At 57.7% G+C, this 11,565-nt stretch carries 12 protein-coding genes; 3 read left to right on the forward strand and 9 right to left on the reverse strand.

Going from position 1 to position 11,565, the window contains the following annotated elements; translation table 11 throughout:
* Nucleotides 1-599: 599 nt before the first annotated feature.
* The gene (locus CWM53_RS18615) at nucleotides 600-1,928 is read right to left on the reverse strand and encodes a 6-phospho-alpha-glucosidase (RefSeq protein ID WP_100630404.1); all 1,329 of its coding nucleotides are present in this window, start codon (nucleotides 1,926-1,928) and stop codon (nucleotides 600-602) included.
* A gap of 11 nt (nucleotides 1,929-1,939) precedes the next feature.
* Nucleotides 1,940-3,478, reverse strand: coding sequence for a PTS transporter subunit EIIC (locus CWM53_RS18620; protein WP_100729688.1), 1,539 nt, complete (start codon nucleotides 3,476-3,478; stop codon nucleotides 1,940-1,942).
* A gap of 255 nt (nucleotides 3,479-3,733) precedes the next feature.
* Here CWM53_RS18620 and CWM53_RS18625 point away from each other — a divergent pair, with 255 nt between their 5' ends.
* Nucleotides 3,734-4,432 (forward strand): GntR family transcriptional regulator, encoded by a 699-nt coding sequence (locus tag CWM53_RS18625; RefSeq protein ID WP_100729687.1) that lies wholly within the window; start codon nucleotides 3,734-3,736, stop codon nucleotides 4,430-4,432.
* A gap of 5 nt (nucleotides 4,433-4,437) precedes the next feature.
* On the opposite strand, the gene CWM53_RS18630 is transcribed toward CWM53_RS18625, so the two are convergent.
* Nucleotides 4,438-5,181, reverse strand: coding sequence for a sulfite exporter TauE/SafE family protein (locus tag CWM53_RS18630; RefSeq protein WP_100675775.1), 744 nt, complete (start codon nucleotides 5,179-5,181; stop codon nucleotides 4,438-4,440).
* 111 nt (nucleotides 5,182-5,292) lie between these two features.
* Here CWM53_RS18630 and CWM53_RS18635 point away from each other — a divergent pair, with 111 nt between their 5' ends.
* Both CWM53_RS18635 and CWM53_RS18640 read left to right on the forward strand, forming a co-directional pair.
* Nucleotides 5,293-6,177, forward strand: a complete 885-nt coding sequence (locus tag CWM53_RS18635; protein ID WP_100675597.1) for a LysR family transcriptional regulator — start codon at nucleotides 5,293-5,295, stop codon at nucleotides 6,175-6,177.
* A gap of 111 nt (nucleotides 6,178-6,288) precedes the next feature.
* On the forward strand, nucleotides 6,289-7,164 hold the full coding sequence (locus tag CWM53_RS18640; RefSeq protein ID WP_061154610.1) for an NAD(P)-dependent oxidoreductase: 876 nt from the start codon (nucleotides 6,289-6,291) through the stop codon (nucleotides 7,162-7,164).
* A 57-nt stretch (nucleotides 7,165-7,221) separates the two neighbouring features.
* Here the strand turns inward: CWM53_RS18640 and CWM53_RS18645 are convergent, their stop codons facing one another.
* The 6 genes from CWM53_RS18645 to nthB all read right to left on the reverse strand — a co-directional run bounded on the left by CWM53_RS18645 (nucleotide 7,222) and on the right by nthB (nucleotide 11,555).
* Entirely contained in the window at nucleotides 7,222-8,691 is a 1,470-nt protein-coding gene (locus tag CWM53_RS18645) for an alpha/beta hydrolase (RefSeq protein ID WP_100729686.1), read from the reverse strand.
* 180 nt (nucleotides 8,692-8,871) lie between these two features.
* Nucleotides 8,872-9,459, reverse strand: a complete 588-nt coding sequence (locus tag CWM53_RS18650; RefSeq protein ID WP_100630414.1) for a histidine phosphatase family protein — start codon at nucleotides 9,457-9,459, stop codon at nucleotides 8,872-8,874.
* 6 nt (nucleotides 9,460-9,465) lie between these two features.
* Nucleotides 9,466-10,221, reverse strand: coding sequence for a CbtA family protein (locus CWM53_RS18655; RefSeq protein WP_063266847.1), 756 nt, complete (start codon nucleotides 10,219-10,221; stop codon nucleotides 9,466-9,468).
* Between the two features lie 10 nt (nucleotides 10,222-10,231).
* Nucleotides 10,232-10,441, reverse strand: a complete 210-nt coding sequence (locus CWM53_RS18660) for a CbtB domain-containing protein (protein WP_100630416.1) — start codon at nucleotides 10,439-10,441, stop codon at nucleotides 10,232-10,234.
* Nucleotides 10,438-10,905, reverse strand: a complete 468-nt coding sequence (locus CWM53_RS18665) for a nitrile hydratase accessory protein (protein ID WP_100630418.1) — start codon at nucleotides 10,903-10,905, stop codon at nucleotides 10,438-10,440. The genes CWM53_RS18660 and CWM53_RS18665 overlap by 4 nt, the downstream gene beginning before the upstream one ends.
* Nucleotides 10,902-11,555, reverse strand: coding sequence for a nitrile hydratase subunit beta (gene nthB, locus CWM53_RS18670; RefSeq protein ID WP_100630420.1), 654 nt, complete (start codon nucleotides 11,553-11,555; stop codon nucleotides 10,902-10,904). Before nthB ends, CWM53_RS18665 begins: the two co-directional genes overlap by 4 nt.
* Between the last annotated feature and the right edge of the window lie 10 nt (nucleotides 11,556-11,565).

Genomic DNA, 11,565 nt, shown 5'->3' on the forward strand with positions numbered 1-11,565 from the left:
AGGGTACGCTCAGCAATGGCGGTCAAAGAGGTTTACGGCTTGGTGTTGACATGGATGTAGTCGATATCCGTTCTCCTTTCGGGTTATTAGCGGTCTTAATTGCGCCGGATGCACCGACGTCTGCCGGTGGACAGCGCCCTGGTGCGGCTCGTTGCTGTCGTTCCGGTGTTTTAGCGTGACATGAATATGGCACAAAGAAATGGAATGAACATGCAACAAGATCACATTATGAAAATTTAATTTCAAATTGGTGTTGCAGAATGGTAAATGCATGAAGCCAATCACAAAGGGTACAGGGCGCATATCCCCATGAAAACCAGGTTAAATTTACATCATGGTAATAATGATGTTGTTTTCAGTGGGTTAATGTAAATCAAAGAATACAACGCAGATCACATTTTTACGCCATAATATCTAAGAATAGAATTTATATTTCATTACTGTGATCAGGGTAAAATGAGGATGGCAGCCTTCTGGCACCGGTCTGGAGGGGAAGAAAGCCCGTGGGGAGGTTATAGGATAAATGTGTGGCCGGCGGGAACGCTGGGTAAAAATGCAGAGAAGGGGGATCCTCTGCATTTTACCCATCACGAAAAAGATCAGTGCAGTGCGGGCCAGTAGCCTTCGTTGGCGACGATCAGTTCATCGAGGATGGCTTTCGCCACCGCGGCGCTGGGCACCGTTTTCGACAGCGTGATGGCCTGCCACAGTTTCTGGTAACTACCCTCAACCCAGGCGTCAACCACCAGTTTTTCGACCGCCACCTGCTGCTCCATCAACCCTTTCTGGAACGACGGGATTTTCCCCATCGCCAGCGGCTCCGGGCCATTGACGCCCACCAGGCAGGGGACTTCCACCATCGCCGTCTCATCAAAGTTGGCGATCGCCCCGTTGTTTTCCACGATCAACAGCATCCGCTCCTGGGTGTTAAAGGCGATGGCGCAGGCGAGGTCGACGATAAAGGTGGCATGGGCCCCGGCATGAAAATGCGCGCCTTCCGCCGTGCCCCGACGGGTAATCTCCCGGGCCATATCGAAGACCTCTTTTTCACGTCCGGCCATCACCTCGTTCGCCCGCGTAAAGTCTGGATCGGCGTGCGCCACCTCATAGTCAGGATAGAGGTAGTATTTCAGATAGGTGTTAGGCAGCGTCGACGGATCGAGGGCAAACACATCCTTCACCTTTTTAAAGGTTTCGATCCAGCTTGGCGCTTTATGCTGAAAATCTTCTTTTGGGCTACTGTACCCCTGGTCCGCCACGTGACGCTTCAGCGCCGGCATCAGATCGTTACCGGCTTTATCGGTGATGCGGGTCCACCAGCCGAAATGGTTCAGGCCATAGTAGCGGACGTTCAGCGCCTTGCGCGACGGCAGGCCGAGGATGTCGGCAAACAGCCCCTCGATAGCCACCGGCATATCGCAGATGTTGATGATGCGTGCGTCGGGTCGCAGGCGACGGGTGGCTTCCGCCACAATGGCCGCCGGATTGGAATAGTTGAGCATCCAGGCGTTCGGAGCGTATTGCTGCATATAATCGACCAGCTCCAGCACCCCGGCAATGGAGCGCATGCCGTAGGCAATCCCACCCGGACCACAGGTTTCCTGGCCCGGCACGCCATATTTTAACGGGATCTTTTCGTCTTTTTCCCGCATCTCATACAAGCCGACGCGAATATGCGCCATCACAAAATCGACGTCAGTGAAGGCCGCCTGCGGATCGGTGGTATAGCTGAACGTCACCTGCGGGAAACGTTCTGCCACCAGAATGGCGCAGGCGTCGCCGATCGTTTTCTGACGCTGGTGATGGTTGTCGTACAGACGGATCTCCCGCAAGGGAAAGCGCGACATATTTTCCAGCAACATCATTACAATCCCTGGGGTATAAGTACTGCCGCCGCCGGCAATCGTGACCACAAAATTATCTTTCATTTACCACCTCGTTATTCAGTAACACCCAGACTGGCGTTGACCGCCGTTCGAATTTTGTTAACCCCCAGGCCATAGATCACCTGGACATGGTTGCCTTTGATCAGCACGCTGCTCCCGCCGCTCTCTTTCAACAGCGACGGCTGGATGAGGGCGGGGTCGCGCACATCGACCCGCAGACGGGTAAAACAGTTTTCCACTACGCAGACATTCTCTTTTCCGCCCAGTCCCGCAATCACCAGCGTACCTTTATCGGCACTCTCGCTTGCCTGGCCCGTCTGCTCGGAAGTCTCCGCATCGGCAGCCGATTCACGGCCCGGGGTGAGCATCCGCAGACGGGTAATACAGAAGGTGCCGACCAGGTACATGGTGGCGGTTTCCAGCAGGCCGAGGGCGACAAATACCGGCCAGCGCGTCACGCTGGCGCCGGCAGGGAGGTTATAGACGACGAAATCGATCAGGCCATTGGTGGCGCAGACCCGCACGTGAAGCAGCCAGGCCAGCATCTGGAAAAAACCGTCCAGCAGGGAGTAGATAAGCCACAGCAGCGGGGCGGTGAAGATAAAGAGGAACTCAAAAGGTTCGGTGATCCCCACCAGAACGGAGGTCACAATTAAGGGGATCAGCGTGACTTTAAGCCGCTGCTTATTCTCCGGTTTCGCCGTACGGTAGAAGGCGAGCGCCATGCCGGCGGTGCCGAAGATCTTCACCATGCCATAGGTGAGAAAACGGGCGGAATCACTCAGCGCCCCGATGGGATGACGGGTGATTTCGGCAAGGAAAATAGGCTTGGCGCCAATAACCGTTTGACCATCAACCAGCAGCTGTCCGCCGATGGAAGTAAAGACAAACGGCGACCAGATAAGATGATGCAGCCCGGTCGGGATCAGGAACCGGTTGAGAAAACCGTACAGGAAGACCCCGATGGCGCCAAAGGATTTCATAAAGCCGGTCAGCGCCGAAATGCCCAGCTCAACCACCGGCCAGAGATAGACGGTGGCGATAGCAAACAGGCCAACCAGCGGTAGCATCACGATCAGCACTAGCTTACTGTTGCCGTAGATCGACAGCGCGCCGCGAAACTCAATGCCGACCACGCGGTTGTGGACAAAGGCGACGGCGCAGCCAAGGATGATCCCAAGGAACACGCCCATATCAATGACCTGAAAGCCAAAGATAAAGGTTTGTCCACTACCGTACAGTTGCGCGTTGGTGGCCCCGGACGCCAGGCGATGGGTCAGGGTCAGCCAGCTATTGTTCGCCGCCAGATACACCAGCCAGGTCATCGCCGCCACGAAGGCCGCTTCGGCTTTGCGGGTTTTCGCCAGGCCGCTGGCCAGCCCAAGGCAGAACAGAAAGCCGAGATGGTTCATCAGCGCCCAGAGCATGCTGGAGACGAATTTCCCCAACAGGTAGAGCGCGCTGCTTTCATCCACCCACAGCCGGTTGGTGGTCATGCTGAACAGGGCGATCAACAGGCCGATAGCCGGCAGATATAGCACCGGCCCGATCATTGCCCTGGAAAAGTCCTGAAGCTTTTTCACGCCAATCATGGTTGTCCTCTCGTCTTCGCAGACCTGATGAATAGGCTTATCAGACTAGGAGCAGACCACCGGGATCCCGAGCAGGAAAAGGGCCATCTGTGATGAAAGTCATATATATTGTTGTCGGACAGATATATAAATATGGCGAGATTTATAGATGAGTTAGTGTTGAAATTTTCGCTGCAATGTAAAAATAATCTTTTATTTACATTAAGTTATTATCTTATCTGTTTGACGAGCGCCACCTTAGCGAGACATCTAAAAGTGATTTATAAAAAGATTGCCACTGAACTGAAGGCCCGCATCAACAGCGACGACTATGCCGTGGGCGATATGCTGCCCAGCGAAAAAGCGCTCGCTGCGGAGCTGCAGGTCTCGGTGATGACGCTGCGCAAAGCGCTGGCGCTACTGGAGGAAGAAAAGCTGATCGCGCGGCGGCACGGCAGCGGAACCTGCATTGTGCGTAAAAGTAACTATCACGGCGGAGAACTGGAGGGCTTTAACTACCAGATGCAGGTGGTAGGCGTCACCAACTACCGTAACAAAGTCATTGAATTCACGCTGCTTGATGCCCCACCGGCCATCGCTCAGCAGTTAAAGATCCAGCCGGGGGAAAAAGTTTACTACGTCAGACGGCTGCGGCTGATTGATGAGGTCCCGATCCTCGTGGAAAACAGCTATATTCCATTCGCCGCCTTTCCCTGGCTCAGCGTGGGTAACCTCGAGCAGTCTAAATTCAACTATTTCAAAAAAGAGTGTCATATCACCATCATCGAGAGCCACCGCAGCTATACGCCGGTGCTGGCGACCCGCGAGCAGGCCGAGCTGCTGCAGGTAGCGCCAAACAGCCTCCTGCTACGGGTGCAGTCTGTCAGCTATGCGCAAAACCGGGCGATCGTCGATTTCTCAGAGATCTACCAGAACACCAGTAAGTACAACGTGAAGCACATTACCCGCCGCTAGCGGATTCAGATCAGCCATCCCCGGGCGATCAGCTCCATTCCCAGCGCCAGCAGGAACAGCAGAAAACCCTGACGAAAGCGTCGCGGGCTGAGACGCGAGCGGATCCACTGTCCCAGCCACATGCCGAGTAGCGCGGGCAACAGCGCCAGCCCCGACAGCAGCAGCGAATCAGCATGCCAGCCACCGTGCAGGGAGAGGCCGGCCGCCATCGCCAGGGTGGAGAGGGTGAACGACAACCCCAGGGCCTGCACCAGCTCGTCTCGACGAAAGCCCAGCGTCTGCAGCCAGGGAACGGCCGGAATAACAAATACCCCGGTCGCCCCGGTGATAACGCCGGTCAGCCCGCCCATGAGCGGCGACAGCCACTTCTCCACGCGGGTGGAAACCTGCAACGCCGGGCCACAGAGCGCATACCCGGCATAGGCTATCAATACGGTGCCAAGCGCCAGCGCTGAGCACCGAGGGTTGAGGCTGATCAGCAGTGACGACCCCGCCAGCGTTCCCATAATAATCCCGGTCATCATAAGCCAGAGGCGGCGCACAATCTGCGCCAGCGCGGGGCCAGCCAGCAACTGCCAGAGATTGGTTAACAGCGAGGGAAGCACCAGCAACACCGCTGCGGCCTGCGGCGGCATCAGCAGACCAAGCAGGCCCATCGCCACGGTGGGTAATCCCATGCCGGTCACCCCTTTGACCAGTCCGGCGGCGATAAAGATCAGCAGTAAATAAAAGATGTGGAGATCGAACATCATGGCTCACTTTTCAGGGTAGAAAGGGACATTGAAACCACTGGTCGCTGAAGACACAATGCGGTATGTTGCCCTAAGACTACGGGAAAACCGAAGGGTGGGGAGGGTGTGATGCGGATGGATCTGGCCGATCTGCGACTGTTTATCGCCATCGTGGATACCGGCAGTATTACCGGTGGGGCTGCTATGGCCCATCTTGCTCTGGCCTCCGCCAGCGAAAGAGTGCGCAAGCTGGAGGCAGAGGTCGGTGTTCCCCTGTTGCAGCGTCATGCCCGCGGCGTAACGCTGACTGAGGCCGGGGAGGTACTGGCGCGCCATGCACGCCCGCTTCTTGCGCAGCAGCAGCGTCTGCGCCAGGCGATGAGCGCCTTCGCGCGCGGTCAGCAGGGGACGCTGCGGCTGTTCGCCAACACCTCGGCGATGTCGGCTTTTCTGCCGGGCAAGCTCGCCGCCTGGATGGCAGCGCATCCGGCGGTGCAGATCGACACCGAAGAGCGCACCAGCGCGGATATCGTCAGCAGCATTCTGGCTGGTGTGGCGCAGGCTGGAGTGGTCTCTGATGCCGTCGACCCCGGGCCATTGCATCTGGATCCTGTCGCCGATGATCCCCTGGTGCTGATTGTGCCGCCGGCTCACCCTCTGGCAGGAGCGAATGAAGTGGCGTTTGCGGCGGTCATCAATGAGCCGCTGGTCGCCCTCTACCAGACCAGCGCGCTGCAGCAGCATATTGAACAACATGCCGCCGGGCTCGGCCAGGCGCTAAACGTCCGGGTCCGGATGAGCCATTTTGAAGGGCTTTGCGAGATGGTGGCTCACGGCGCCGGCGGGGGGATCCTGCCCCGCGTCATTGCCGAACGCTACCAGCAGCGCTACCGGTTTGCCGTCATCGCACTGCAGGATCGCTGGGCACAGCGCCGCCTGTGTCTGTGTTATCAGGATGATGCCCGGCTGACGCCAGCGATGCGCCGTTTGCTGGCGTGGCTCCGACAGCCGTGAGAACATGGGTGACAGTGTCACTTTACATGCCCGCTACGGCTACTGACATTTGTGTCAGAGATGCGATAGTAGAGGTCCGCTTTTATTCAGACGCTAATCAGGACAGACAAGATGAGTACATTACCAAAGGTCGCGGTGCTGGGACTCGGCGCCATGGGACATGCTTTTGCCAGCAATCTGCTGAAGAAAGGCTTTACCGTCGCTGGCTGGAACCGCTCGCCAGCACGCGGCGAAGATTTACAGGCGCAGGGATTGATCATGCATACCACGCCGCAGCAGGCGGTCGCCGATGCCGAGGTGATCATCAGTATGCTCGCCGATGGCCAGGCCACCCTTGAGGTACTGGCGCAAATAGCGCCTGCCTGTCAGCCGCAGGCGATCTATTGCCAGATGGGCACCATCGGCCTGCCGGAGACGCAGGAGGCTATCGCCTTGCTGCGGGCGCTTCAGCCGGCGATGACCTTCGTCGATGCCCCGGTTTCAGGGACCAAAGCCCCGGCGGAGAAGGCGCAGATCCTGGTGCTCGCCAGCGGAGATCGTGAAAAGTGTGCTGCTGCCGAACAGGTGTTTGCGGCTATCTCCCGCGGGACGCAGTGGTTTGGCGAGGCGGGCAACAGCCAGAAAATGAAGCTGGTCCTCAATGCCTGGCTGATTTCGATGATGCAGGGCATCGCGGAAAGCGCCCAGCTGGCGAAGACGCTGGGCTTTACCCCCGACCAGCTCTGGAGCGCCCTGGAAGGCGGCCCGCTGGCCGCGCCGTATGTCAAAGTGAAACTGGACGCCATCGCCAGCGAGCAATTCGCGCCGCAGATGCAGCTGGCGCATGCACTGAAAGATGCCCGGCTGGCGCTATCCCTGGCCGAGCCGCACACCATGCCGGGGCTGGATAACATTGCCGAACTGTGGCAGCAGGCGGCGGACGCAGGATATGCCGGACAAGATTTGTCAGCGGTGTATCAGTGGCTGTCGACGTCGTCAAAAGCGTAGTTTTTACGCACTCGTGTTGGCAAAAAAGTGGCCATTACGGCCACTTATCCTGAGGTGCTACTTCCCGGAGACATCCGTGCGAGTGTCGATCCCTTCGTCAATTCGTTTAATCATATAGGGAAAGAACGGATTGGAAGACTGACGCATCAGCGAGTCCAGACCCACAACCAGCACCGAACGCTCGCCGCGAGCTGCAAACGTGCCGAGGCTGATCCCATATTGATTCAGCGGATGGGGATAGCGCCCGTACAGCGAATCGCTTAACGGGAAGGGGAGCGCGACATGAGAAAGGGAGTATACGTCCGGCAAATAGCGCATTCCCTGCAGCTTTTCCACTGTGGTGTCTGTTTTCCCGGCAGGTGTTGTGCGGATTTCCATATCGGTACTGGCTGAATTCGCGTTAGTGATGATCGTGGTCTGATAAGCGCGGGGCGGCGCGGGCAGCAACCGTGCCAGCGCGGTGTAAGACGTCCGGCGTAATAATGAATTAAACCTGACGGCATGATTCAAATCGAAGAGGACAATTTCACTGCCATTTTCCGGCAAACGGTTATACAGCGCCGTCACGATCGCCCGCGTACTGACCGTTGAATCCACAACGGACTGAAAGGTCAATACCGGCGGTAAGCTGTTAAGTCTGTGATTTCTCGAGTCAGTCACTATCTGCTTTTGCAGCGCTTTGGTCAGCAGGAAGGACTGCCGGGCGGCGTTCGTCGGGAAGGAGTTATATTTGAACGGATTAAACTCGGGCATGATGTTTAACCATGCGGCTTTCGAGAAGGCGGGAAGAAACGCGGGCCAGCCAGCGAGGCCGGAAAAACGCGCGAAGCGGGTAATACCGATCATCGGAGAAATCAGGATCACCCGCTGGGGTTTTGCCAGTTCGGCATTATCCAGCGCGTCCAGCGAATATTTCATTGCCAGCGCGCCGCCGTTGGAAAATCCGACGATATGCAGGGGCGCATCATTACCCGTCAGTCGTTTCGCTTCTCTCACCGCAAGGCGCGTGGCGGCAAGCCAGTCCTGCCAGTCCACATCGGTCAGCCCGGCGGGAACCGTCCCATGGCCTGGTAATCTGATACCGATGGCGACATAACCCTGTTGCCGGTAATTTTCAGCGATATGCCGCAGGCTGTAGGGCGTATCTGTCAGACCATGCAGCAACACCACGGCGCCTTTCGGTTTGCCATCCGGCATCATGATATATGACCGATTCCAGTTGGTTGGAAACGAGTCCGGATAGATGGGGCTGTGACGATAGTAACGGTTCAGTTCGGTTTGCTGCTCAGCGTCCAGCTTATCGGTAACCTGGCGTTTTACCTCACTGAAGAGCGCATTCTCTTTTTTGATGTAATCGTTCCAGTCAGCATTGTCGATTTCATCCGCGTCCATCTCATGCGGAACCCAGGTATGCCAGAGCTGCAGCTCGGGTCCGCGCTGAATGTCATAAAGGCGTAGTCCCAGAGCGCCAACGATCAACAGCAGCAGGGATAACCCGATACGTTTTAACCACGTTACCCATTTCAACGCGTTGCTTCCTTTCTTAATGACATGTTTTCTGAGTATAAATAAACATGGTCAGGGAGATTTACTTTTTTACGCAGGACGGGGCGTGAAGCGCGCTGAGCGGTTCTATGGCATTGGGTTTAGCGATGCAAGACCAGTGGACGGATCCATCAATGGCCAAGCGCTTACTGGCTGACGGTTTCAGCGGGACACCGTCGAACATTCGCCATTTATATCATCTCTTAATAAACAAAAATTCCAGCGCCGTCCGTCACTGCGCAACTCGGTGATGCTGAGCGGGTGGACGTCGATACGTGCAAATGAGTGAAGTGGGGCGCCGAGAACGTTGAGGAGCATGGCACGGATAGTGGAGGCCGACGCAATTACACCGTGTCGGCCTGGAATATCGACGTGTTTTGCCAGCCAACGGCCACAGCGCGCCAGCAACTGAGCACGTGACTCTCCGCCCGGCGGCGGATCGCCCTCCAGCCAGGCCAGGAAAGCGTCGGCGTCTTGCGTCATCACCTCACGTACTGGCCGACCGGCCCAGATGCCGTAGTCGGGCTCCGCCAGCTCCATCACCGGGGTACCCTGTAAAGAGAGCGCTGCGGCAGTTTGTCGGGCGGCGGTCTCCGGGGAGATCCAGACGCGGTGACAACGGGCGACACGGCGTTGTAACTGACGCGCCCGCTGCCATTCCCGCGCCTCCAGAGGGTCATCACAGGGGAAATGTGAACCTCTGGACGCAGCCGTTTCTCCCTGACAAATCAACGTTAGCGACGCTCTCATGATGTGTTAACCGCGACGGAAGGCTGGGCGCTGCACACCTGTCGCCGGCGTGCGTTCGGCTAAGGCACCGAACGCCACACCGATGACGCCCCAGAGCACCAGGTGCGTGCCGAAGGAGCTGATACGGAAACGCCATAGCAGGTCCGCCGGGAAGTGTTCGGGCACTTCGTTCACTGTCGGCATCAGGGCACAAACCACGAGCATCAGCGCCACCGCGAACAGCGTTGCCCACATCATCGCATTCCCTCTGCCGAGGCGCGGTATTAGCTGATGTGATAACCACGCGGCCGCGATGACGATGCCGATGGAAAGCAACATCATGACGAAGTACAGTTCGGTACGATAGCCGATGGTCTCCGGGTTACCGACCGCGGGCGGATTGGGTGGGTATTTCAGACCAGGCATCAGGCTCATCACCAGAAAGCCGACCAGCGCCAGACCTAACGCTAACAGACGCGGGTTCGATGGTCCGAAGCGCTGATAGCTAAAGGCCCAACTCAGCGCCAGACCGCCGCCCAGCGCTGCGCCGAACAGCACCATGCCGGCCATTAGCCCAATCCCGGACTGGGTTTGACGGCTAAACACCTCTTCTTCACCGCCGTCAGCCGACGCGCTGTGTTGGTGTGAATGCGCGGCCAGACTTTCTTCAATCCCGATAGCGCGATCGACCTGCGGCTCGCCGAAATGGTGTGCAAAGGCAAATGCCACCAGTCCAGCCAGAATGCCTGCTATCATCCCCTTGAATAATAGTTTTCCAATCATGTCCGCCTCCTCAGTGGCAGGGAAAACCCAGCAGATGGCGTGCGTCGTGGAAGAATTCATGCACCTGGGTGCCGGAAAACATCGACGTCGCACCTTGTTCCGCACCGACGAAATAGATCGCTAACAGCGCCAGCAGGGTGGTAAACAGTGCCCAGGGCAACAGCGCCGCGACCGGTATCGGAGTGGCCGGGGTGTTGGCGGTAAGGGTGATATCGCTCATGATGTGACTCCGTTGTTAATTTGGCTGATGGAAGATTGTGCCGGGCTCACCGTGACCGGAACGCCGAGTGGAAGCGAGTGGTGGTGATGCGCTGGCGGACAGCTGGCATTGGCCAGGACGATCGGCTGACCATGCGGCGTGTTGATATACGCCAGCCGCCATTCCTGAGTCCGTCGGGCAATGTCATCCGGCGCGGTCAGGTGGAGGGTGGTGATCATGTTCTCCATTGCTGTCGCCCACTGGCGATAGTAGGCATCGTTCACGCTTTCGCCGGGTTGCGCCGGAGCCGCCTTGATCGCTTCGCTGAATGTCCGTACCCATTCTGCCCACGGGAACAGCCCCGCCCGGTGCAGATGGACGATCAGCGAGAATGCTTTCGCCTGCCAGGGCTTATCAAAAACCGGCCCCTCCTCGTCGCGGGGTAACCCGACGGCGGCGTAATCATGCTGTGTCGCAGTGCTCATGCTTCCTCCAGATAGTCGTCCCACAGATCGATGTACACTTTGTCCGGGCGCGGCGTGCCCCACAGTTCCAGCGCGGTGAAGCTGACGCTGTAGACGTGCTGAGGATGTTCGCCCAGACCGTGCGCCGCAGTGTCCGGCGTGATGAACACGCCGTGATCGGTCTCAATACGGCCGATTTTCCCGCGCACGTAACGCGGCAGGCGGGTGTGGGTGGTTGGGTTGAAGTTTTTTGCCCGAACCCGGTCTCCGGCCTTAAAGCGGGGAGCAACATCGTGACTGACGCGCGCGGAGGCACCGGTACTGACAACCATCGCGACGATGTCCTGCGTCAGCACCGGCGTGCCTGGCGCGCAGGGGGCAGGGGTCGAGCCACCCCAGAGTTCTTCGGCGGTGATCACGCCTTTTTCCAGCAGCAGCGTTTCAAATGCGTGCAACCAGTGCTCGTAGTAGCTCGCCTCCAGGTAGTGGGCTGGATCCATGCGTTCAATGGCGTGGCGGAATTCATCCACATTGAAATGTCCGCCGACGAACAGCGAGGCGAACAGCGGAAATACCCGGCGCTCCCATTCATGGTGGAAATACGGCTCATTTTCCTCGTTGAGGATCGGGCCGAGGCCGTGCATACCGCCCAGATCATGTATCCCGTTCATGGTTTTCTCC

The organism is Klebsiella sp. A-Nf5 (assembly GCF_002810545.1).
Lineage (GTDB): Bacteria > Pseudomonadota > Gammaproteobacteria > Enterobacterales > Enterobacteriaceae > Klebsiella > Klebsiella variicola.

What these genes read in the sequence shown, in the direction of transcription:
- CWM53_RS18635 (WP_100675597.1), top strand. Translation starts at nt 5,293, where the DNA reads ATGCGGATGGATCTGGCCGATCTGCGACTGTTTATCGCCATCGTGGAT.
- CWM53_RS18620 (WP_100729688.1), bottom strand. Translation starts at nt 3,478, where the DNA reads ATGATTGGCGTGAAAAAGCTTCAGGACTTTTCCAGGGCAATGATCGGG.
- CWM53_RS18640 (WP_061154610.1), top strand. Translation starts at nt 6,289, where the DNA reads ATGAGTACATTACCAAAGGTCGCGGTGCTGGGACTCGGCGCCATGGGA.
- CWM53_RS18665 (WP_100630418.1), bottom strand. Translation starts at nt 10,905, where the DNA reads ATGAGCACTGCGACACAGCATGATTACGCCGCCGTCGGGTTACCCCGC.
- CWM53_RS18650 (WP_100630414.1), bottom strand. Translation starts at nt 9,459, where the DNA reads ATGAGAGCGTCGCTAACGTTGATTTGTCAGGGAGAAACGGCTGCGTCC.
- CWM53_RS18615 (WP_100630404.1), bottom strand. Translation starts at nt 1,928, where the DNA reads ATGAAAGATAATTTTGTGGTCACGATTGCCGGCGGCGGCAGTACTTAT.
- CWM53_RS18660 (WP_100630416.1), bottom strand. Translation starts at nt 10,441, where the DNA reads ATGAGCGATATCACCCTTACCGCCAACACCCCGGCCACTCCGATACCG.
- nthB (WP_100630420.1), bottom strand. Translation starts at nt 11,555, where the DNA reads ATGAACGGGATACATGATCTGGGCGGTATGCACGGCCTCGGCCCGATC.
- CWM53_RS18630 (WP_100675775.1), bottom strand. Translation starts at nt 5,181, where the DNA reads ATGTTCGATCTCCACATCTTTTATTTACTGCTGATCTTTATCGCCGCC.
- CWM53_RS18655 (WP_063266847.1), bottom strand. Translation starts at nt 10,221, where the DNA reads ATGATTGGAAAACTATTATTCAAGGGGATGATAGCAGGCATTCTGGCT.